Here is a 22,561-nt window from a genome sequence, read left to right as displayed (position 1 = left end):
AACCGCCTTTTACCTGAAGTTGTTTTATCCGTGGCGAAAAGTAATGAAAAATGAAAATGCTTATACTCTGGTCGCGTCTGACGGCCAGCGTCAGGATGATATTAGCGCCTTGCGCGACGCCTTTTCTCTGCAGGCTTTTCGCTATATCGACATCGCTCGCGAAGAGCGGCTGGCGAACATTGTTGCGCGCTGGCCGCTGTTAGCTGAAACCTCGGCTGAACAGCCAGGACGGTCGCGCTAATGCCGCTGATCGCGCTGCAAGGCGTACGCGGCGGCACGGGCGCAACCTCGCTCAGCGCTGCGCTCGGCTGGGCGCTGACGGCGCTGGGGGAACGCGCGCTGCTGATTGACGGTTCCCCGTCGAGCCAGCTCGGCGCTCACTTCAATCTGCCCGCGCTACCGGCAAAAGGCTGGATGCAGGCGCTGCTCGGCGGTGATGCCTGGCAGGAGGCCGCGCTGCGCTATCCCGATGGCCCTGATCTGCTGCCGCATGGCTCGCTGACCCATCAGAAAGATTTTACTTTGCTGCGCCAGCAGGCGGACATCGCCGCGCCGCTGCTTGATGCGCTGCCGGACCTGCAGCGTCGCTATCAATGGATAATTTTTGACCTGCCTGCGGATCCGCTGCCCTGGCATGACGCGCTCTCTGCGCGCCTCGACGGCGTGGTGCGCGTGCTGACGCCCGACGCCAACTGTCATCTGCGCCTCTTTCAGCAGGCTTTTACGCCGCATACGCGCTTTCTTATCAACCAGTTCAACGCCAACAGCCGCCTGCAGCAGGATCTGCATCAGCTGTGGGTCGCGTCGCTGAATAACCTTATCCCGCTGCTTATCCATCGCGACGAAGCGCTGGCGGAAGCGCTGATGATGAAGCAGCCGGTAGGGGAGTATCGCCCGCATGCGCTGGTCAGCGAAGAGATCACCACGCTGGCGAGCTGGCTGCTGCTTCATCTTACTGGAGAACAGCCGTGAACCCGCTGCGCTGGCTGCTGACCGCGCCGGTCTGGCAGGCGCTGCATTTGCGCTACGCGATGGGGCGTGACCACGGCGCGTCCCGCTTCGCCAGCGGCCTGAATGTGTTCTGGTGCGCGCTGGGCTGGGCGCTGCTGCGTTTTGAGACGCCGGGCTGGCAGCGCATTATTCAGGATCGCCGTCGTCTCTATCCGCATATCTCGCCGGAGCGCCCGCGCCCGTTAGATATTCTGCGCTATCTGGTCCAGACGCTGTGGCTGATCGTTATCCTGCCGCAGGATGAGAGCGGCCGCAGCGAGCGCCAGCGCTTTAAGGGCTTTCAGTCGCTGTTCCGCTGGCGTCAGCGCAGCTATCAGTGGCTCGACAGCCTGACCGCCCGCGTGCAGAACGGCAACGTTGACGCGCGTCTTGAACAGCGGCTCCAGCGGCTCTCGCCGCTGGCGCGTCGCCTCGGTTTTATCGGCGTGGCGCTGTTCGCTTCGCTGCTGGCGCTGCTCTGCATCAGCCAGCCGTTCGGGCTGCTGACGCAGTTTATCTTCGTGGTGCTGCTCTGGAGCCTGGCGATGCTGGTGCGGCGCGTGCCGGGCCGCTTCCCGACCATGATGCTGATCGTGCTGTCGCTGACCGTCTCCTGCCGCTATCTGTGGTGGCGCTACACATCGACGCTGAACTGGGACGATCCGCTTAGCCTGGTGTTTGGCCTGCTGCTGATCGTCGCGGAAACCTACGCCTGGGTAGTGCTGGTGCTGGGCTATTTTCAGACCCTGTGGCCGCTTAACCGTCAGCCGGTCTCGATGCCCACCACCCTCGACCAGTGGCCGAGCGTCGACCTGCTGGTGCCGACCTATAACGAGCCGCTCAGCGTGGTTAAGCCGACGATTTACGCGGCGATGGGCATCGACTGGCCGAAAGATCGGCTAAATATCTATCTGCTCGACGACGGTAGCCGCGAGGAGTTTCGCGAATTCGCCGCCAGCGTCGGCGTGAACTATGTGGTGCGTCCGACCCACGAGCACGCCAAGGCGGGCAATATCAACCACGCGCTGAAAACGCGCTGCCGCAGCGAGTTTGTCTCGATTTTCGACTGCGACCACGTGCCGACGCGCGCCTTTCTGCAGATGACCATCGGCTGGTTTATCAAGGATCCGAAGCTGGCGATGCTGCAGACGCCGCATCACTTCTTCTCGCCCGATCCCTTTGAGCGCAACCTGGGCCGCTTCCGCCGCACGCCAAACGAAGGCTCGCTGTTTTACGGCCTGGTGCAGGACGGCAACGATACCTGGGATGCCACCTTCTTTTGCGGCTCCTGCGCCGTGCTGCGCCGTGCTGCGCCGCAGCGCGCTGGATGAGATCGGCGGCATTGCGGTAGAAACCGTGACTGAAGATGCGCATACCTCGCTGCGCCTGCACCGACTCGGCTACGCCTCGGCCTATATCCGCATCCCCCAGGCGGCGGGGCTGGCGACCGAGAGCCTGTCGGCGCATATCGGCCAGCGTATTCGCTGGGCGCGCGGCATGGTGCAGATTTTCCGCCTCGATAACCCGCTGTTCGGTAAAGGACTGAAGTGGGTGCAGCGCCTCTGCTACGCCAACGCCATGCTGCACTTTCTCTCCGGCATTCCGCGCCTGATCTTCCTGCTGGCGCCGCTGGCGTTTCTGCTCTGTCACGCCTACATCATCTACGCGCCCGCGCTCGCCATCGCTATCTACGTGCTGCCGCATATGCTGCACACCAGCCTGACCAACTCGCGCATTCAGGGGCGCTGGCGTCACTCTTTCTGGAGCGAGGTGTATGAAACCGTGCTGGCCTGGTATATCGCCCGGCCGACCACTGTCGCCCTGTTCAACCCGCACAAAGGTAAATTCAACGTGACGGCGAAAGGCGGTCTGGTCGAGGAGCACCATCTCGACTGGGTGATCACCAAACCCTATATGTTCCTGGTGCTGCTCAACCTGGCGGGCGTGGGGATGGCGTTCTGGCGCATGAACTACGGTCCGGCCAATGAGGTGCTGACGGTCTGGGTGAGCCTGGTGTGGGTGATCTACAACATGGTGATCCTCGGTGGCGCGGTGGCGGTTTCCGTCGAAGCGCGGCAAATCCGCGAGGCGCACCGCGTGGAGATCGCCATGCCCGCCGCTATCGCGCGCGAAGATGGCCATATGCTGCCCTGCACGCTGCGCGACTACTCCGACGGCGGCGTGGGCGTCGAGCTGCGCGAGGCGAATGCGCTGAAGGAAGATGAAAAAGTCTGGCTGCTGCTGCGCCGCGGTCAGCAGGAGTTCAGCTTTCCCTGCCGCGTGCAGCGCGTCTTCGGCCTGCGCGCCGGTATTCGTCTGCATCAGCTGACCACCCAGCAGCATATCGAATTTATCCAGTGTACCTTCGCCCGCGCCGATACCTGGGCGCTGTGGCAGGACGGTTTCCCGGAAGATAAACCGGTGCAGAGCCTCGCCGATATTATGATCCTCGGCTTTAAGGGCTATCTGCGCCTGGCGGAATATGGTCCGCCGCAGTTACGTCGGTTGTTTAACCTGCTTACCGCTGGGGTGAGCTGGCTGGCCTCGCTGTTGCCGCAGGGCATCGGACGGACGTCCGCTTCAAAAAACGTATTGAGTTGATGATATGACGATGACGAGAGTAAACGGTTGGTTTACCGCCCTGCTGCTGGGCTCCGCAACGCTAAGCTGCGCCGCCGCGCAGGACGCCGTAACGGCGAATCCCGCCGAGCCGGCGCCAGTACAGGTCGCGCCGCAGGATTCCGGCGCGCCGCTGCGCGACAGCCGGCTCGACTTTACCAGTCTGGCACCGCCGCCGGGCAGCATGACGCTGAGCGGCACGCAGCCGGACGGACAGATTGAGTTCGGCGTGCGCAGCGACGAGGTGGTCACGCGCGCGCTGCTGAATCTCAGCTATCGTCCCTCGCCCGCGCTGCTGCCGACGCTGTCGCAGCTCAAGGTCTATCTTAACGACGAGCTGATCGGCCTGATTACCGTTACGCCGGACCAGCTCGGCAAAGAGAACCAGACCCAGCTGGCGATCGATCCCCGCTTTATCAGCGACTTCAACCGCGTGCGCTTTGAGCTGGTGGGCCACTACACCAACATCTGTGAAAATCCGGCCAGCAGCACCATCTGGTTCGATATCGGCAAAGAGAGCGGTATCGATTTGACGCTGCAAAAGCTGCCGCTGAAAAACGATCTGTCGCACTTTCCTGAGCCCTTTTTCGACGCGCGCGACAAGCGGCCGCTGACGCTGCCGGTTGTTTTCGCCGCGCAGCCGGACGTAACGCAGCAGCGCGCCGCCGGGATACTCGCCTCCTGGTTCGGCAGCAAAGCCGCGTGGCGTGGCCAGCACTTTCCGGTGCTCTACAACCAGCTGCCGCAGCAGCAGCACGCCGTGGTGTTCGCCACCAACGACGCCCGCCCGGACTTTTTGAAAGATCTGCCGCCGGTGAGCAAGCCCACGGTGGAAATCGTCAGCCAGCCCGACAATCCCTATGAAAAAATGCTGCTGATTCTGGGGCGCAACGATGAGGATCTGCTCACGGCGGTGCAGGGCATCGCCCAGGGCGAGCTGCTGCTGCGCGGCGACATCTCAACCATCGACAGCGTAAAACTGCTGGCGCCGCGCAAAGCCTATGACGCGCCGAACTGGGTGCGAACCGACCGTCGCACCACCTTTGCCGAGCTGACGCAGTATGAGAACCAGCTGCAGTCCGACGGTATGCAGCCCAATCCCATCGGCCTGACGCTCAATCTGCCGCCCGATCTCTTCCTGGTGCGCGCGCGCGGCATCGATATGGATCTGAGCTATCGCTATACCGCGCCGTTCCAGGCGGACGGTTCGCGCCTGGCGGTACACCTGAACAACCAGTTCATCCAGGATTATCCGCTGCCGCCGAAAAATACCGCCGGCCAGCAGCTGCTGCGCATTCCGCTGATCCAGGGGCTGCAGGACAACAACCGCCAGCTGACCATCCCGGCGCTGCGCCTCGGCGTGGTAAACCAGCTGCGTTTCGACTTCGACTACGCCAACACCATTATCAGCGGCACCGCCGACGGACGCTGTGAGAACGTTACGCCGGTCAGCCATCACGTGGTGGTGGACGACAGCTCCAGCGTCGATTTCTCCGGCTACCGTCACTATATCGAGATGCCTTCGCTGCGCGCGTTCGCGGGCGCGGGTTTCCCCTTTACGCGCTACGCCGATCTGGCGCAAACGCTGGTGCTGGTGCAGCCGAAACCTGACGCGCAGCAGGTCGGCACGATGCTGAATGCGCTGGGCAATATTGGCGCGCAGACCGGCTATCCGGCGCTGCGGGTGCAGTTTAGCGATGACTGGAGCAAGGCGAAGTCGCAGGACGCCGATCTGCTGATGATCGGCGATATCCCGAAAGATCTTCAGGATGACCGCCGGATCGGTGCGCTGGTCGACGCCGCCGCCAGCTGGATAAATTCGCCGACGCGTCAGGCGGCCACCGATGTCGGCAGCGTCAGCGACGGCGATCGCGCGGTAGAAAGCACCACCACCATCGGCTCTCGCGGCCCGCTGGCGACGGTGATCGGCTTCCAGTCGCCGTTTAACGATCAGCGCAGCGTGGTGGCGCTGCTGTCGGACGGCAGCCCGCGCGCCTGGCAGCTGCTGAACGACGCGCTGACCGACAGCGGCAAGCGCGCCGCGATTTTCGGCTCTGCCGCCATTATCCGCGAGTCGGGCGTTAACAGCCTGCGCGTCGGCGACAACTATTTCGTCGGCCATCTCCCCTGGTGGGAGCGCCTGTGGACGATGCTGTCGACCCATCCGTTCTGGCTGGCGCTCTGTGCGGTCTTTGTCGTGGTGCTGTTTGCGCTGATGACCTGGCGCCTGATGCGCATCATTACGCGCCGCCGTCTGCTTGACGATGAAGATGAATAAATCGAGCGCGCTGCGGGCGAGTCTGTTGCTGAGCGGCGTGCTGGGCGCGCTGCCGGGTCTGGCCGCGCCCGACGCCAGACCGGAAGTCTCGCCGGTGGAGTGGCTGCTGACGCAGGTCCGCACCGGCGAATCGACCAGTAAATACGATCTGGTGCAGCAGGCGCTCTACCGGCTGGAGAAGATCGATCCCGATAATCCGCAGGTGCTGGCGGCGCGTCTGCGTCTGGCGCTGCATCAGGGCGATATCGCTGCCGCGCAGACGCTGCTGACGCAGCTGAAAAAGGTGGCACCCGATTCGGCGGCAACGCGCGAGTCGGCCGTTGGCATGGCGCTGGTCTCCTCTGAGGGTCGGCAGAAGCTGCAGCAGGCGCGCCTGCTCGCCACCTCCGGCCGTCTTGCGGAGGCGAAAAGCGCCTATGACGCGCTGTTTAACGGCGTCTTCCCCGATGCGAACACCGCACTGGAATACTGGCGGCTGGCGGCGCGCATTCCCGGCCAGGAGGAGGCTGCCTGGCAGCAGCTGCAAAAGCTGGAGCAGCGCTATCCCGGCAATATCGGCGTCGAGCTGCAGCTCGCGCGCATGGCGTTCGATCGCCAGCAGCCGACCCAGGCGGTCGAGCAGATAAAGCAGCTGGCGAAGAGCAGTGCCGGTCGCGACGCCGCGGCAGATCTCTGGCTGCAGCAGATCAACAGCCAGCCGGTGAGCGACAGCAGCGTGGCGCAGCTGAAAACCTATCTGACCATCTTTACCGACGGCGACGCGCAGCAACAGGGGCAGGAGGCGCTGGCGAAGCAGCAGGCGCTGCTCGCCGATCCCGCCTATCGCGAGCGTATGCGCGGCCTGGGGCTGGTGGACGCGGGCGGCGGAGCCGAGGCTATCCCGGCGCTGAACGTCGCCCTGAAGGCGAACCCCAACGACGCAGACCTGATGGGCGCCATGGGCCAGGCGCAGGCGCGCGCCAACAACCGCGCCGCCGCCGTTCTCTGGCTGGAGCGCGCGATTCAGGCCGGTCAGCAGAGCACCCAGGTGGGCAAGTGGCAGTCGCTGCTGCAGACCAACCGCTACTGGCTGGCGATCGACCAGGGTGACAAAGCGCTGGCGCAGCGCGATATCGACGGCGCAGAACGCTTCTATCGCGAGGCGCAGACGCTGGATAGCAGCGACAGCTACGCCCTGATTGGCCTTGGCGATGTGGCGCTGGCGCGCAATAACGCGCCGGGCGCCGAACAGCTCTTCCAGCGTGCGCTGCAGCTCGACGCCAGCAACACCACCGCGGTTCGTCGCCTGGCGGGGCTCTATCAGACCCAGTCGCCGGCGCGCGCGATGGCCTTTATTAACGGTCTGCCCGCCGCGCAGCAGCGCGCGCTGGCCGACACGCTGCGCGCCCTGCGCAGCGACAGCCTGCGCGCCGAGGCTGACGCGCTGGCACAGCAGAGCCGCTGGCAAGCGGCGGCGGAGAAATATCGCCAGGCGCAGGCCTTATCGCCGGATGACGTCTGGCTCAGCTACCGGCTGGCTGGCGCGCTGCGCAACGGCGGGGCGCCGCAGCAGGCGGATGCTGTGATCGCGACGCTGCAGCAGCAGCATCCGCGGGATGCGACCGCGCTTTATGCGTCGGCGCTCTATCTCTCCGGCACCGATAATGACGAGGCGGCGCTGGCGACGCTGCGCCGCCTGCCGGAAGCGCAGTGGAGCAGCAATATGCGCGAGCTGGCGGAACGCCTGACGCAGAATAAGCTGTTTGCGCGCGCTGAGGCGCTGCGCGCGGCAGGGCAGGAGAGCGACGCCATCGCACTGCTGCGTCAGCAGCCCGCCTCGAACCGCCGCGATCTGACGCTGGCCGACTGGGCGCTGGCGCGCGGCGACGCGCAGCAGGCGCTGGCGATGTATCAGCAGGTGCTTGAGCGGGAGCCTGCCAACGGCGATGCCTCGCTCGGGCGTATCGAAGCGCTGGTGGCGCTGCAGCGCAGCAGCGAGGCGCGCGCGGCGCTGAAGGCGCTGCCGCCCGCGCAGGCGAGCCTGAACGCCGATCGCCGCGTGGCGCTGGCGTGGCAGGCGGTGGGCGACACCACCCAGGCCGCCGCGCAGTTCGCGGGCCTGAAGCAGCGCGCCGCGGCGCAGCCACCCTCGCAGGACAAAGCACTGGTCTACCGCGATGCGGCGCGGCTTGAGCGCGCGCAGCAGCAGCCTGACGCCGCGCTGGCCGACTATCGGCAGGCGATGGCCGCCAGCGGCATCGGCGACGGCGATAATGTCAGCCGCCTGACGCGCAATAACCCGCAGGATGACTGGCTGAAGCGCAGCATCCGCAGCGACACCGCCGATCTCTATCGCCAGCAGGACACCACGCTGATGCTGGAGCAGGACTATTCGCGCAACAAGGGCACCGCCGGCGTCTCCGATTTTAGCGCCCATACCACCATGCTGCAGGCGGAGACGCCCCTTGCTGACGGCCGCGGCTTCCTGCGGCTCGATCGCGTTCAGATCTCGGCGGGCACCTTCTCTAGCACCAACGGCACCTTTGACGAGACCTTCGGCAGCTGCGACGACGCCAACTCAGGCGGCTGCAGCCGCTACGCCAGCCAGCGCGACGAAGGCACCGCGCTGGGCGTCGGCTGGAGCAATGAGGTCTGGTCAGCGGATCTCGGCACGACGCCGCTCGGCTTCGAGGTAACCAACTGGGTCGGCGGCGTCAGCTGGAAAACCGACGTGAAAGAGGTGGGCGTAACGCTTACCGCCTCAAGACGCCCCATCTCCAGCTCGCTGCTCGCCTATGCGGGCGCGCGCGATCCGGCGGCCAACGGCGGCAAAACCTGGGGCGGGGTGGTGGCGACCGGCGGCAGCGTTGGGCTGAGCTACGATCGCGGCGGCGCACACGGCGTCTGGGCCGATATCAGCGCCCATCAGATCACCGGCGAGAACGTGGCGGACAACAGCCGCGAACGCCTGATGGCGGGCTATTACTACAAGCTGATCAATAGCGATAACCGCCGCGCCACGGTGGGTCTTAACACCATGCTCTGGCATTACCAGAAGGATCTCAGCGACTATACCTTCGGCCAGGGGGGGTACTACAGCCCGCAATCCTATCTCTCCTTTTCCGTGCCGGTCACCTGGCGGCAGCGCACCGGGAACTGGTCGTTTGACCTCGGCGGCTCGGTCTCCTGGTCGCATTCGAAAACCGACGCGCAGCAGCGCTATCCGGTTAATCCCGGCTTTACGCTGGCGAGCAATCCCTCTTCGGCGAGCAGCAGCGGGGGCGGTGTCGGCTATACTTTACAGGCCGTCATCGAGCGACGCGTCACGCCGCACTGGTTTATCGGCGCTGGGGTGGATATTCAGCAGGCGAAGGACTATACCCCGAGCCACGGGCTGCTCTATGTGCGCTACTCCGCCGCCGGCTGGGATGGCGATCTCGATATGCCGCCGCAGCCGCTTACGCCTTACGCCGATTTCAAATAATCGCTGGGCCGCGCAAAACTCGGACTCTGACAGGCAGTAAAAAAAGTGAGTTCCAGGATATACTTGCTGCGCACTTTCCTGTCTGATAGCAGTGCTTTTTAGCCTGGAGAAGATTTTGCGCGTCAGCCGTTCACTTACGATAAAGCAGATGGCGACGGTTTCCGCGGTGGCGCTGATTACCGTCTCTGTCTTTATCGTTATTCAACTCTTCCATTTTGTGCAGCAGCGCAGGATCGACTACGCCCAGCAGATGGAGAATATCGCCCATACGGTGCGCCAGCCGCTCTCCGAGGCGGTATTAAAGGCGGATATCGCCCAGGCCGAGCACATCCTGCAGACCCTTAAGCCCGCTGGCGTCCTGTCGCGCGCCGACGTGGTGCTGCCCAACGCTTTTCAGGCGCTGCACGCCAGTTTTGAAAACGAAAAGCCGATCCCGCTGCTGATTGCCCGCCTGTTTGAGCTGCCGGTGCAGATCACCCTGCCGCTCTATTCGGTTGAGAGCAGCGGGTCGCCTAAGCCGCTCGCCTATCTGGTGCTGCAGGCCAATTCGACGCGCGTTTACCAGTTCATCCTCAGCACCGTCTCTACCATGGTCACCACCTATCTGCTGCTGGCGCTGATCCTGTCGGTAGCGATCAGCTGGTGCATTAACCGGCTGGTGGTGCATCCGCTGCGCAGCATCTCGCGCGAGCTGCAGGAGCTGCCGCCGCAGGCGATCCTGACCCACAAGCTGACGCTGCCCGCCAGCCATCGCGACGATGAGATCGGCATGCTGATCCGCAGCTATAACCGCAACCAGCAGGTGCTGGAGTCGGTGCATGACGAGATGAGCCGGCTGACCACCCATTATGCCGTCACCGATCTGCCCAACCGCGCGCTCTTTCTGGCGCTGCTCGACCAGCATACCCGCAGCCACAGCAAAGGCTTCGGGCTGATGGTGATCCGCATCGAAACGCTGCAGGAAGCCAACGGCGTGCTGAGCGACGAGCAGCGCGACACCCTGATGCTGACGCTGGTGGAGAAGATCCGCAGCACCGTTGACGACCATACTCTGCTGGCGCAGACCGGGCCGAGCGACTTCGCGCTGCTGATGAAACGCGCCGGGACGCCGTTTCGCGCCATGCGGCTGGCGCGCAATCTGATGATCCGCCTGAACCAGCCGGTAACGCTGCACCAGCTGCAGCTGCGGCCCAACGCCAGTATCGGGCTGGCGCTCTATGATGAAGAACGCCTCTCCGCCAATGAGCAGCTCGATCGCGCCACGTCGGCGATGATGTCGGCGCGCCATTTAGGCAAAAACCAGATCCTCTTCTTTGACGCCGCGCTGACCGAGCGCGCGCAAAAGCGCCTGACGCAGGAGCATGACATTCTGCAGGGGCTACAGGATGAGCAGTTCCGGCTGTTCCTGCAGCCGCAGATCGATATGCAAACCGGCGAGCTGGTTGGCGCCGAGGCGCTGCTTCGCATGCGCATGCCGGACGGCAGCTACGGCCTGACGGAGGAGTTTATCGCCAGCGCGGAGGAGATTGGCGTCATCGCCGCCATCGGGCGCTGGGTGTTTGAAGAGGCGTGCCGCATTCTCGCCGGCTGGCAGAAGCACGGCATACTTATCCCGCTTAGCGTTAATATCTCCGCCGTGCAGCTGCGCGACGCCAGCATGGTGCATCACCTGCAGGGCCTGCTGCAGCGCCATCAGATCGCGCCCGGCAGCTTTGTGCTGGAGATTACCGAAACCGCGCAGATCGGCGATGCCGAAGTGGCGATGGCGCTGCTGCGTTCGCTGCAGACGGTGGGCGTCGCGGTGGCGCTGGACGACTTCGGCATGGGCTACTCCAATCTCAACTACCTGCATCAGTTCAAGTCGCTGCCGGTCAATAAGCTGAAGATGGATCGCAGCTTCGTCGCCGCGCTGCCGGATGACGACACCATGGTGCGCATCGTGGCGGCCATCGCCGAGATTATCGATCTCGACGTTATCGCCGAAGGCGTAGAGACCGCCGAGCAGCGCGACTGGCTGCTGGCGCGCGGCATCCATATCGGCCAGGGCTATCTCTATGCCGAAGCGCTGTCGCTGGAACGCTTTACGCAAACCTGGCTGCCGGCGCTCGCCTCCAGCCAGAACTCGCCCGCCGCCGATGATTAATTGCACCCTTTCTCAACAGGCGCGCCCGGCGGGAGTTGCTGCCTGATTCGTTGATTTTGCGCGTTTTTTAGTTACAAAAGGTCGTGCTGAAGCGTTTCAGTTCATAGTTGCGTTTCCAGAAAACCCTCGGCCTTTGTAAGCCTGTATTAATCCCGTTAACAGGGTGTTATTTTTTGCCAACCGCCAGCGCCGGGGCGTGCGCTGCTTGCGGACACAATAAAACGACAACCTCACAACCCTGTTGTAGTGGACACCTTTTATGAAAACCTCACTGTTTAAAAGCCTCTATTTTCAGGTGCTGTTAGCCATCGGCATCGGCGTTCTGTTAGGCCATTTCTATCCAGAGTTAGGCACGCAAATGAAGCCGCTTGGCGATGGCTTCGTTAAGCTGATCAAGATGATCATCGCGCCCGTGATTTTCTGTACGGTCGTGACCGGGATCGCCGGCATGGAGAGCATGAAAGCGGTGGGGCGTACCGGTGCGGTCGCGCTGCTCTATTTTGAAATCGTCAGCACCATCGCCCTGATTATCGGCCTGGTGGTGGTTAACGTGATTCAGCCCGGCGCTGGCATGAACATCGACCCGGCGACGCTGGATACCAAGGCGATCGCGGTCTATGCCCAGCAGGCGGAGCAGCAGGGCATTGTTCCCTTCCTGCTGGACGTTATCCCTGGCAGCGTTATCGGCGCCTTCGCCAGCGGCAACATTCTGCAGGTGCTGCTGTTCGCGATCCTGTTCGGCTTTGCGCTGCATCGTCTCGGCAGCTCCGGCACGCTGATCTTCAACGTTATCGAGAGCTTTTCGAAGGTTATCTTCGGCATTATCAATATGATTATGCGCCTCGCCCCTATCGGCGCGTTCGGCGCAATGGCCTTCACCATCGGTAAATATGGCGTCGGCTCACTGGTGCAGCTCGGCCAGCTGATCGTCTGCTTCTATATCACCTGTGCGCTGTTCGTGGTGGTGGTGCTGGGGCTTATCGCACGCGTCGCCGGCTTCAATATCTTCCGCTTCGTCGCCTATATCAAAGAGGAGCTGCTGATTGTGCTCGGCACCTCTTCCTCTGAGTCCGCGCTGCCGCGCATGCTGGATAAGATGGAGAAGCTGGGCTGTAAGAAATCGGTGGTGGGGCTGGTGATCCCGACCGGCTACTCCTTCAACCTCGACGGCACCTCGATTTACCTGACCATGGCGGCGGTGTTTATCGCCCAGGCCACCAACGCGCATATGGACATTTTCCATCAGATTACCCTGCTGGTGGTGCTGCTGCTCTCTTCGAAGGGCGCGGCGGGCGTGACCGGCAGCGGCTTTATCGTGCTGGCGGCGACGCTGTCGGCGGTGGGGCATCTGCCGGTGGCGGGTCTGGCGCTGATCCTCGGCATCGACCGCTTTATGTCCGAAGCGCGCGCGCTGACCAATCTGATCGGCAACGGCGTGGCGACGGTGGTGGTGGCGAAGTGGGTTGGCCAGCTCGATGAACATCAGCTGAAGGCGACGCTTTCTGGCGACGCAAAAGCGAAAAAACTGCCGGAAACCTCTGCATAAGTACAGCTTTACAGCAAAATCCCTCTAAATGCCCGCTGTCGCTTGCCCTGACAGCGGGCATTTGCATAATAATGCCCACTTATTTTTTTCATGGTTTTTCACTTCGTTGCGCGACTTCCTGGCCTTCACGTGGTCAAAGACTCTGTTGTCGAAAAACGACGCGGCTAAAACGAGAAAAACTCACCGCGTATTACAACGGCGAATGTGCCAGTGATAACGACTTTTAGATTAGAGGTTCACATGCAGGGCACCAGAATTCGGCTTTTGGTTGGGGGGGTAGCATGGATGGCCGCCAGTTTTGGCGCCTGTGCCGAAACGCTGCAGCCCGATCCAGCCTGGCAGGAAGGGAAACTGGATAACGGATTAAGCTGGCAGCTGCTGACCACGCCGCAGCGCCCCAGCGATCGCATTGAACTGCGCATGGTGGTGAATACCGGCTCGCTGGTGGAAACCACCCAGCAGACCGGCTTCAGCCACCTGCTGCCGCGTCTGGCGATGGTGCATAACGCCGCGCTCGACACCAACCAGCAGCGCGCGCTGTGGCAGCAGGCGATGGACCCGCAGCATCCGCTGCCCCCCGCGATCGTCTCCTACGACTTTACCCAGTACAACCTTAGCCTGCCCAACAACCGCCCGGAACTGCTGAAAGAAGCGCTTAACTGGCTGGCGGCGACGGCGGGCAAAATGTCTATTAATGAGCAGGTGGTCAACACCGCGCTGAGCGCCTCCGATCCTACTGCGACCTGGCCCGCCAGCACTCAGGATGTGCTGTGGCGCTACCGCCTGAAGGGCTCCACCCTGCTGGCGCACGACCCGGCCGAACAGCCGCGCGCGCCGATCGACCTGAGCGCGCTGAATGACTTTTACCAGCAGTGGTATACCCCGGACGCCATGACGCTCTACGTGGTGGGCAACGTCGAAAGCCGCAGCCTGGCGGAGCAGATCAACAAAGCCTTCTCTTCGCTGACCGGCAAGCGCAGCAATCCCGCGCCGCTGCCGACCCTGTCGCCGCTGCCGCACCAGCCGATTAATCTGGTCAACGGCGCGATGAGACAGGATCGTCTGGCGCTGATCTGGGATACGCCCTGGCAGCCGATTCGCGATTCGCAAAACCTGCAGCGTTACTGGCAGAGCGATCTGGCGCGCGAGGCGCTGTTCTGGCATCTGCAGCGCACGCTGGGCGACAGCAAAACGCAGAACCTGCAGATCGGCTTCGACTGCCGCGTGCTCTATCAGCGCGCCCAGTGCTCGGTTAATCTCGACGCGCGCAACGATGCGCTGGAGTCGGGCCTGAACCTGGTGGCGCGCGAGCTGGCGGTAGTGCGCGACAAAGGGCTGCCGCAGGAGGAGTTCGACGCGCTGATGGCGCAGAAGCTGCTGGAGCTGAACAAGCTGTTTGCCACCTATGCGCGCACCGATACCGACGTGCTGATGAGCCAGCGCCTGCGTTCGCAGCAAAACGCCGTGGTGGATATCGCGCCGGAGCAGTATCAGAAGCTGCGTCAGGCATTTCTGAGCGAGCTGACGCGCGATCGGCTGAACCAGGAGCTGCGTCAGCAGCTGTCGCAGGAGCTGACTATGGTGCTGATGCAGCCGGAAGGCGAAGCGGAGACCAACGTGAAGAGCCTGCAGGCAATCTGGGACAAAGTGATGGCGCCGCCAGCGACCGCCGACGCCGCCCCGCAGGAGAGCAGCGCCAGCGACAGCGCGCCGCCTTCTTCCTGATCCGTCAGGTTTTTGCCCTGAGCCACTCGGTGACCAGCATCGGCCAGCTGGCAAGGGGCAGATCCGCCACGCCACGGATGCCGAATCCGTGGCCGCCTTTCTGGTAAAAGTGCAGCTCTGCGGGCACCTTGTGTTCGCGCAGCGCGCTGAAAAACGCCATGCTGTTGTTCACCGAGACCGTTTCATCATCCGCCGCGTGGATCAGCAGCGTCGGCGGCGTCTGCGCGTGTACCCGCGTCTCCAGCGAATAGGCTTCGATGGTTTTCGCATCGGGCCAGGCGCCGAGCAGCCGCGTGCGCGAACTCTCATGGGTCACGCCGTCGCGCATGCTGATCACCGGGTAGACCAGCACCATCGCGTCGGGACGCGGCGAGAGGCTGTCCGCGGCGTCCTGCACCGGATAGATTTTTTCGGCGAAGCGCGTGCCCAGACTGGCGGCGACGTGGCCGCCGGCCGAGAAGCCCGTTATCACGATATATTTCCCGTTCAGGCCGCGCTGGGCGCGCTCGCGCAGCACGCGCACCGCGCGCTGTGCATCAGCCAGCGGCGCGTCTGCGCCTTCGTGATGGCCGTCGTAGGGCAGCCGATAGGTCATCACCGCCAGGGTGTAGCCCATCGCGGTAAAAAAGGTCGACAGCGCGCTGCCTTCGCGGTCGATCAGCACGCGCTGATAGCCGCCGCCCGGCGCCACCAGCAGGGTGATGCCATTGGACTCTTCGGGATGCCAGATGGCGATCTCCGGGCAGCGCACGCCGGTCGCCGCGCGATCGTAAGGCTCATACTCTTTTGCCAGATCGACGATCTGCGGCTGCGCGCGCGAATCGCTGGCGCCTGGCGCGTCGCCATTTGGCCAGATATTGATAATTTCTGTGTGCATAAAACGGTCCTGATGCGAGAAGTGTTGTCGTTTTTTTGTCGCGGCCGGCTAAACAGCGTCCTGCTGTTGTTGAGGAAAAGATGGTCTTTTTTGCGGCAGTCGTCCATCCGAAAACGGCCCGGAGCGGTGGATTCAGACTATGCCTGGAGCAAAGGATTAGCGGGGATTCAGGTGGCAAAAAGCGGCCCGGCGCAGGCGTAAAAATCAGCGCCAGCGTTAATTTTTTATTAACGGCGATTCGCCGTGGAGTGTCGGGCGCTAACGCAAATTGCCGGTGGTTTCGGCCGCACATGCGGCGGAGCGGGATTATCCGCCCCGCTCAGCGGAACCAAAGCTATGCCGGCATCGCCGACAGCGGAATGATCGCCCCGCGATGCTGGATCACCGTGCTGGCCGTCAGGTGCCCGCGCGCGGCCGCCGCCTGGGGCGAACCGCCCGTCAGGCGCTGCGACAGGTAGCCGGCGCTGAAAGAGTCGCCCGCCGCGGTGGTGTCGATGATGCGGGCCGCATCAAGGCGCACGGCAGGCACCTCAATCAGCGCATCGTCGCCGATGGCGATCAGACAGGCGTCCGCGCCGCGCTTAATCACAATCTCGCTGGCGCCTGCGGCGCGCGTGCGCTCAATCACCGCGCTCAGCGGATGCTCGCCCCACAGCAGCTGTTCGTCATCCAGCGTCAGAAAGGCGATATCGGTGCGCTGCAGCATGGCGCTGTAGGCCTGCTGCGCGCTTGCCTGGTCGGCCCACAGGCGCGGGCGGTAGTTGTTGTCGAAAATAACCTGGCCGCCGTTAGCGCGGCAGCGGTCGAGCAGCGCCATTAGCTTCTCGCGGCTGCTGGCAGGCAGAATCGCCAGCGAAATGCCGCTCAGGTAGAGATAGTCGTAGTGCGCCAGCTCGTCGACGATAGCGGCAGATTGCGGGCCGTCGAGCCAGTAGCGCGCGGCGGCGTCGCTGCGCCAGTACCAGAAGGTGCGCTCGCCCTTATCGTCGGTTTCAATGACATACAGGCCGGGCATTTTGTTTTCCAGCCGCTGGATCAGGCGGGTGTCGACCTTCTCCTGCTGCCAGGCGGCGATCATCTGATCGCTAAAAGAGTCGATGCCCAGCGCCGTCACATAATCGACGCTGAGCTGCGCCTTATCGACCTGGCGCGCCAGATAGACCGCCGTATTCAGCGTATCTCCGCCAAAGCCGCGTTTAATGCTCTCACCCTTCTCGGACAGCTCAATCATGCACTCGCCGATAACGGCTATTTTTTTATGCGTCATGGTATTTGGCCTGTAGTGAAATAGTCTCTTAGTCTCGCGTCTGGTATGGCAGACGTCAATGCTTTTTAAAACACCGTTTTAATTCCACTTAAGGTAAAAAAAGCCTGTCTTCGCGGCGATTTAGCGGCCAAAGCCGGGCTTTTTTTCACGATTGCGCCCGATTCTGATTGGTACACTCTGGAGTCTTATGTGGCCAGCAGGCGGACCGAGACAGGGCGGGCACAGCCGATACTTGCCGCCGGGCTGACGCATGGCACTTGCCACCAACCAGGAAAAAACCATGGTGATGAAGAATATTAGTCATCGGCTACCTTCTTCAACTGACATCAACCCACAGCAGGAAGCGCGTCTCTTCTGGCAGCAATGCCAACGATTCTACACTTTCCAGCCGATATACCAGGTATCGGGCCGGTTGCTGGCAATTGAAATCCTGACCGCGGTCACGCATCCAGCCGCGCCGGAAAAGAGACTCTCGCCAGAAGCCTATTTTGAGGCGCTGGCGATTAACCAGCGTTTGCATGTCGTCCATGAGCAGCTGGCGCTGCTGAAAGCGTGGCGGCCCTTTTTTTGCGACAACCAGGTTGTGGCGTCGGTGAATATCGACGGTCCCACGCTGATGGCGATTCAGCAGCATCCGCCGATTCGGCGCCTGATCGCCGAGCTGCCGTGGGTGCGCTTCGAACTCACCGAACACCACGCGCTGCCGCAGGAAGAGATGATCGCGCAGATGCCGGAGCTGGGGCCGCTGTGGCTGGACGATTTCGGTTCCGGCATGGCCAACTTTTCCGCGCTGACGGAGCTGAAGTATGACTACATCAAGCTGTCGCGCGAGCTGTTTATCCTGCTGCGTCGAACCGAAGAGGGCAAAGCGCTCTTTTCGATGCTACTGGCGTTGATTAACCGCTACTGTAACGGCGTTATCGTCGAAGGCGTCGAGACCGAAGAGGAGTGGCGGCAGGTGTGCAGCTCGCCCGCAATGGCGGCGCAGGGCTACTTTTTTTCAAGGCCGGTCCCTTTTTCGCAACTTAACCATCTGCCGCTTCAGCTTGTCTGATGCCGTTCCACCTCGTCTCGACTATCTTTAACGGAGACTGTGGAGAGGCAAGGAGGAAGCGAGATGTCGCGCACGGGAAAAGTTGTTAGCTGGATAGTCGGGATTTTTTTGTTGCTGATTGTGGTGGTGGTGATCATCATCGCGACCTTTGACTGGAATCGTCTCAAGCCCACCATCAACCAGAAAGTTTCGACGGAGCTGAATCGTCAGTTTGCGATTCGCGGCGATCTCGGCGTTGTCTGGGAGCGCAACCGCGAGTAGCCGGGCTGGCGAAGCTGGATACCCTGGCCGCACGTGCACGCGCAGGACATCATATTAGGCAATCCGCCCGAGATGGCGGAGATCACGATGGTGCATCTGGAGCGCGTCGACGCCACCCTCGCGCCGCTGGCACTGCTGCATAAAGAAATTTACCTCCCGTGGATCAAACTCCAGCAGCCCGATGCGCGGCTGATTCAGACCGCCGACAAAAAGAACAACTGGACCTTTAATCTCGCCGGGAGCGACAACCCTGACGCTAACGCGACGCCGTCCGCCTGGTCATTCCGCCTCGACAATATCCTGTTCGATCAGGGGCAGCTGCGCTACCGCGATGCGGTCAATAAAGCCGACGTGACGGTTAAAATCAATCCGCTCGGCAAGCCGGTGCCTTATGGGCAGATTGCCGGCGGCAGCGACGCGCAGAAAGGCGCGGGCGACTTTGTTTTTGGCTGGCAAGCGCGCGGCACCTATAACAACGAGCAGCTGGAGGGGGAAGGCAAAACCGGCGGCATGCTCTCGCTGCGCAGCAAAAATACGCCGTTCCCGATTCAGGCCGATATCCGCAACGGCTCGACGCGCGTGCAGGTCACGGGCGGCATTCAGGATCCGATGAATCTCGGCGGCGTGAACGTGCGGCTGCGCTTCTCCGGCGATACGCTGGCCAATCTCTACGGTCTGACCGGCGTGCTCTTGCCCGATACGCCGCCCTATGAAACCGACGGCCATCTGACCGCCCGCTTCGCCGGCAAAAACGGGCCGGAATACCACTACGAAAACTTCAACGGCCATATCGGCGACAGCGATATTCACGGCACGCTCACCTACACTCAGGGCAAACCGCGTCCGGCGCTGGTGGGCGAGCTGAGTTCGAAACAGCTGCGTATGGCGGACCTGGGGCCGCTGATCGGCGTCGATTCCGGCAAAGGCAGCGCTAAAACCGAGCAGGCGAAGACGAAGCGCGGTGAAAAGTCGACGCAGCCTGCCGATCGGGTACTGCCGCACGACACCTTTGATACCAAAAGCTGGGACGTAATGGACGCCGACGTGAAGTTCACCGGCAAGCGCATCGAACATGGCAGTTCGCTGCCGTTAAGCGATCTCTATACCCATCTGCAGCTAAAAAATGGCGATCTGCTGCTCGATCCGCTGCGCTTCGGCATGGCGGGCGGCACGCTGAACAGCACCATTCGTCTGGAAGGGGATAAATCGCCGATGCGCGGCCGCGCCGATATCCACGCGCGTCGCCTGCACCTGCGTCAGCTCTTCCCAAACGTCGAAGCGATGCAGCGTAGCCTGGGCCAGCTAAACGGCGACGCCAGCTTTACCGGCAGCGGCAATTCGGTGGCGGATTTGCTGGCGACCAGCAATGGCCAGCTGAAGCTGCTGATGAATAACGGCTTAATCAGCCGCAGCCTGATGGAGATCGCCGGGCTGAACGTCGGCAACTACGTGGTTGGCAAGCTGTTCGGCGACGATGAGGTGCGCATCAACTGCGCCGCGACCGATGTGAAGCTGCAAAACGGCGTGGCGACGCCGAACCTGTTTGTGTTTGATACCGAAAATGCGGTGATCAACGTTACTGGCAACGCCAACTTCGCCAGCGAGCGGCTGGATCTGTCGATTAACCCCGAGAGTAAAGGCATCCGCATCGTAACGCTGCGTTCGCCGCTTTACGTGCGCGGCACCTTTAAAAATCCTGACGCCGGGGTTAAGGCCGGGCCGCTGCTGGCGCGCGGTGCCGCTGCCGTCGCGCTCGGCACCGTGGTCGGTCCTGCCGCCGCGCTGCTGGCGTTGATCAGTCCAAGCGACAATGAGGATAACCAGTGCAGCACTGTGCTGCAGCAGATGAAAAGCAAAAAGTGATCAGCTGCGGTAGAGCACTTTAATGATGTGATAGCCAAACGCGGTTTTCACCGGCCCGAAAGGTTTTATCAGCGGGCAGGTGAAGACCGCTTTATCAAAGGCCGGCACCATCTGGCCCTGTCGGAATTCCCCTAAATCGCCGCCGTTGCGCCCGGATGGGCAGGTGGAGTGTTTCTTCGCCAGCTGCTGAAAACTGGCGCCCTTTTCCAGCTTCGCCAGCAGTTCGTTAGCCAGCGCTTCCTCTTTCACCAGGATGTGTAAAGCCGCCGCGGTTTTCGCCATGATAGTCCTCTGATTGTGTATACTGACCGCCCATTATTTCATCCTCCTCTCTTTTTACTGAGCGATTTTTTACTATGCGTTTAAACCCCAGCCAACAACGCGCCGTCGAGTTTGTTACCGGCCCCTGTCTGGTGCTGGCGGGAGCGGGATCGGGCAAAACCCGCGTCATCACCAATAAGATTGCCCATCTGATCCGCGAGTGCGGCTATCAGGCGCGTCATATCGCGGCGGTTACTTTTACCAATAAAGCCTCGCGCGAGATGAAAGAGCGCGTCGCCCAGACGCTGGGAAAAAAAGAGGCGCGCGGCCTGATGATCTCTACCTTCCATACGCTGGGACTGGAGATTATCAAGCGCGAATACGCCGCGCTGGGCATGAAGTCCAATTTCTCGCTGTTTGACGATACCGACCAGCTGGCGCTGCTGAAGGATTTGACGCAGCCCTGGCTGGAAGAGGACAAGACGCTGCTGCAGCAGCTGATTTCCACTATCTCCAACTGGAAGAACGACCTGGTCGATCCGCCGCGCGCCGCCGCGCTGGCGCGCAGCGAGCGCGACAATATCTTCGCCCACTGCTACAGCCTCTACGATCAGCATCTGAAATCGTGCAACGTGCTCGACTTCGACGATTTAATCCTGCTGCCGACGCTGCTGCTGCAGCGCAACCAGGAGGTGCGCGAACGCTGGCAGCAGCGCATTCGCTATCTGCTGGTGGATGAGTATCAGGATACCAACACCAGCCAGTACGAGCTGGTGAAGCTGCTGGTAGGCGCACGGGCGCGCTTTACCGTGGTTGGCGACGATGACCAGTCGATCTACTCGTGGCGCGGCGCGCGGCCGCAGAACCTGGTGCTGCTGAAAGAGGATTTCCCGGCGCTGGAAGTGATCAAGCTGGAGCAGAACTACCGTTCGTCGCAGCGCATCCTGAAAGCGGCGAATATCCTGATCGCCAATAACCCGCACGTGTTCGAAAAGCGGCTTTTCTCCGAGCTTGGCCTCGGCAGCGAACTGAAAGTGCTGACCGCGAACCATGAAGATCACGAGGCGGAGCGCGTGACGGGCGAGCTGATCGCGCACCACTTTATCAATAAAACGCAGTATAAAGATTACGCGATCCTCTATCGCGGCAACCATCAGTCGCGCGTCTTTGAAAAGATGCTGATGCAGAACCGCATTCCCTATCGCATCTCCGGCGGCACCTCCTTTTTCTCGCGGCCGGAGATCAAGGATCTGCTCGCCTATCTGCGCGTGCTCACCAATCCAGACGACGACAGCGCGTTTCTGCGCATCGTTAACACGCCGCGCCGCGAGATTGGCCCGGCGACGCTGCAAAAGCTGGGCGAGTGGGCGAACCTGCGCAATAAAAGCCTGTTTAATGCCAGCTTCGACGTTGGCCTGGGGCAGACGTTAAGCGGACGCGGGCTGGAACATCTGCAGCGCTTTACCCACTGGCTGCAGGAGATTGTGCAGATGACCGAGCGCGAGCCGGTCAATGCGGTGCGCGATCTGATCCGCGGCATCGACTACGAAAGCTGGCTGTTTGAAACCTCGGGCAGTCCAAAAGCGGCCGAGATGCGGATGAAGAACGTCAATACGCTATTTCAGTGGATGACGGAGATGCTGGAAGGCAGCGATATCGATGAGCCGATGACGCTGACGCAGGTGGTGACGCGCTTTACGCTGCGCGACATGATGGAGCGCGGCGAGAGCGACGAAGAGCTCGATCAGGTACAGCTGATGACGCTGCACGCCTCGAAAGGGCTGGAGTTCCCCTACGTCTTTCTGGTCGGTATGGAAGAAGGGCTGCTGCCGCATCAGAGCAGCATCGATGAGAACAACATCGAAGAGGAGCGCCGCCTGGCCTACGTCGGCATCACTCGCGCGCAAAAAGAGCTGACCTTTACGCTCTGCCGCGAGCGCCGCCAGTATGGCGAGCTGGTGCGCCCGGAGCCGAGCCGCTTTTTGCTGGAGCTGCCGCAGGATGATGTCGTCTGGGAAACCGAACGCAAGGTTGTCAGCGCCGAAGAGCGGATGAAAACCGGGCAAACGCGGGTTGCCGGGCTGCGGGCGATGCTGGAGAAGGCGAAAAAGGGCTAACTACTGCTTCTGCTGCGCCCTGTCAGCGTATTAACTGGCGGATAAGACAGGCGTAATAGCCCTTTTAACGGGGCTGTTATGCGTATCTGTGGCTGAT

12 protein-coding genes and 2 pseudogenes are annotated in these 22,561 nt (G+C 62.0%); 11 read left to right on the top strand and 3 right to left on the bottom strand.

Annotated elements, in window-relative coordinates; translation table 11 throughout:
• Positions 1 to 43 precede the first annotated feature (43 nt).
• The 8 genes and pseudogenes from bcsR to LB453_RS21250 all read left to right on the top strand — a co-directional run bounded on the left by bcsR (position 44) and on the right by LB453_RS21250 (position 14,764).
• The gene (bcsR, locus tag LB453_RS21285) at positions 44 to 241 is read left to right on the top strand and encodes a cellulose biosynthesis protein BcsR (protein WP_033754498.1); all 198 of its coding nucleotides are present in this window, start codon (positions 44 to 46) and stop codon (positions 239 to 241) included.
• Positions 241 to 972, top strand: coding sequence for a cellulose biosynthesis protein BcsQ (gene bcsQ, locus LB453_RS21280; RefSeq protein ID WP_224481570.1), 732 nt, complete (start codon positions 241 to 243; stop codon positions 970 to 972). Before bcsR ends, bcsQ begins: the two co-directional genes overlap by 1 nt.
• A pseudogene (gene bcsA, locus LB453_RS21275) lies at positions 969 to 3,591 on the top strand (UDP-forming cellulose synthase catalytic subunit). The gene bcsQ and the pseudogene bcsA overlap by 4 nt, the downstream one beginning before the upstream one ends.
• A gap of 4 nt (positions 3,592 to 3,595) precedes the next feature.
• Positions 3,596 to 5,887: a cellulose biosynthesis cyclic di-GMP-binding regulatory protein BcsB gene (gene bcsB, locus LB453_RS21270; protein WP_224481569.1), complete on the top strand. Its 2,292-nt coding sequence runs from the start codon at positions 3,596 to 3,598 to the stop codon at positions 5,885 to 5,887.
• A complete protein-coding gene (gene bcsC / locus LB453_RS21265; RefSeq protein ID WP_103797425.1) occupies positions 5,880 to 9,350 on the top strand; it encodes a cellulose synthase complex outer membrane protein BcsC in 3,471 nt (1,156 codons plus the stop codon). The genes bcsB and bcsC overlap by 8 nt, the downstream gene beginning before the upstream one ends.
• 115 nt (positions 9,351 to 9,465) lie before the next feature.
• A complete protein-coding gene (gene hmsP, locus LB453_RS21260; protein WP_199187368.1) occupies positions 9,466 to 11,493 on the top strand; it encodes a biofilm formation regulator HmsP in 2,028 nt (675 codons plus the stop codon).
• Positions 11,494 to 11,752: 259 nt separating this feature from the next.
• Complete coding sequence (locus tag LB453_RS21255; RefSeq protein ID WP_103797426.1) at positions 11,753 to 13,039, top strand: dicarboxylate/amino acid:cation symporter; 1,287 nt, start codon at positions 11,753 to 11,755, stop codon at positions 13,037 to 13,039.
• A 240-nt stretch (positions 13,040 to 13,279) separates the two neighbouring features.
• Positions 13,280 to 14,764 (top strand): M16 family metallopeptidase, encoded by a 1,485-nt coding sequence (locus LB453_RS21250; protein WP_103797427.1) that lies wholly within the window; start codon positions 13,280 to 13,282, stop codon positions 14,762 to 14,764.
• 4 nt (positions 14,765 to 14,768) lie between these two features.
• On the opposite strand, the gene LB453_RS21245 is transcribed toward LB453_RS21250, so the two are convergent.
• A complete protein-coding gene (locus LB453_RS21245) occupies positions 14,769 to 15,641 on the bottom strand; it encodes an alpha/beta hydrolase (RefSeq protein ID WP_103797428.1) in 873 nt (290 codons plus the stop codon).
• 334 nt (positions 15,642 to 15,975) lie between these two features.
• Positions 15,976 to 16,908 carry a sugar kinase gene (locus LB453_RS21240; protein ID WP_103797429.1) on the bottom strand — a complete coding sequence of 311 codons (933 nt, stop codon included), beginning with the start codon at positions 16,906 to 16,908 and terminating at the stop codon, positions 15,976 to 15,978.
• A gap of 280 nt (positions 16,909 to 17,188) precedes the next feature.
• Here LB453_RS21240 and pdeH point away from each other — a divergent pair, with 280 nt between their 5' ends.
• Positions 17,189 to 17,962, top strand: a complete 774-nt coding sequence (gene pdeH / locus LB453_RS21235; protein ID WP_103797430.1) for a cyclic-guanylate-specific phosphodiesterase — start codon at positions 17,189 to 17,191, stop codon at positions 17,960 to 17,962.
• Positions 17,963 to 18,025: 63 nt separating this feature from the next.
• Positions 18,026 to 20,086 (top strand): annotated as a pseudogene (locus LB453_RS21230) (AsmA family protein).
• Here the strand turns inward: LB453_RS21230 and ppiC are convergent.
• Complete coding sequence (gene ppiC / locus LB453_RS21225; RefSeq protein ID WP_033754522.1) at positions 20,087 to 20,368, bottom strand: peptidylprolyl isomerase PpiC; 282 nt, start codon at positions 20,366 to 20,368, stop codon at positions 20,087 to 20,089.
• A 74-nt stretch (positions 20,369 to 20,442) separates the two neighbouring features.
• Here ppiC and rep point away from each other — a divergent pair, with 74 nt between their 5' ends.
• Positions 20,443 to 22,464 (top strand): DNA helicase Rep, encoded by a 2,022-nt coding sequence (gene rep, locus LB453_RS21220; RefSeq protein ID WP_103797432.1) that lies wholly within the window; start codon positions 20,443 to 20,445, stop codon positions 22,462 to 22,464.
• Positions 22,465 to 22,561: the final 97 nt, after the last annotated feature.

Source organism: Pantoea agglomerans (genome assembly GCF_020149765.1).
Lineage (GTDB): Bacteria > Pseudomonadota > Gammaproteobacteria > Enterobacterales > Enterobacteriaceae > Pantoea > Pantoea alvi.
This window is presented reverse-complemented; position numbering and strand designations above follow the sequence as displayed.

What these genes read in the sequence shown, in the direction of transcription:
- LB453_RS21240 (WP_103797429.1), bottom strand. Translation starts at nt 16,908, where the DNA reads ATGACGCATAAAAAAATAGCCGTTATCGGCGAGTGCATGATTGAGCTG.
- bcsB (WP_224481569.1), top strand. Translation starts at nt 3,596, where the DNA reads ATGACGATGACGAGAGTAAACGGTTGGTTTACCGCCCTGCTGCTGGGC.
- bcsR (WP_033754498.1), top strand. Translation starts at nt 44, where the DNA reads ATGAAAAATGAAAATGCTTATACTCTGGTCGCGTCTGACGGCCAGCGT.
- LB453_RS21255 (WP_103797426.1), top strand. Translation starts at nt 11,753, where the DNA reads ATGAAAACCTCACTGTTTAAAAGCCTCTATTTTCAGGTGCTGTTAGCC.
- LB453_RS21245 (WP_103797428.1), bottom strand. Translation starts at nt 15,641, where the DNA reads ATGCACACAGAAATTATCAATATCTGGCCAAATGGCGACGCGCCAGGC.
- bcsC (WP_103797425.1), top strand. Translation starts at nt 5,880, where the DNA reads ATGAATAAATCGAGCGCGCTGCGGGCGAGTCTGTTGCTGAGCGGCGTG.
- bcsQ (WP_224481570.1), top strand. Translation starts at nt 241, where the DNA reads ATGCCGCTGATCGCGCTGCAAGGCGTACGCGGCGGCACGGGCGCAACC.
- pdeH (WP_103797430.1), top strand. Translation starts at nt 17,189, where the DNA reads ATGGTGATGAAGAATATTAGTCATCGGCTACCTTCTTCAACTGACATC.
- rep (WP_103797432.1), top strand. Translation starts at nt 20,443, where the DNA reads ATGCGTTTAAACCCCAGCCAACAACGCGCCGTCGAGTTTGTTACCGGC.
- ppiC (WP_033754522.1), bottom strand. Translation starts at nt 20,368, where the DNA reads ATGGCGAAAACCGCGGCGGCTTTACACATCCTGGTGAAAGAGGAAGCG.
- LB453_RS21250 (WP_103797427.1), top strand. Translation starts at nt 13,280, where the DNA reads ATGCAGGGCACCAGAATTCGGCTTTTGGTTGGGGGGGTAGCATGGATG.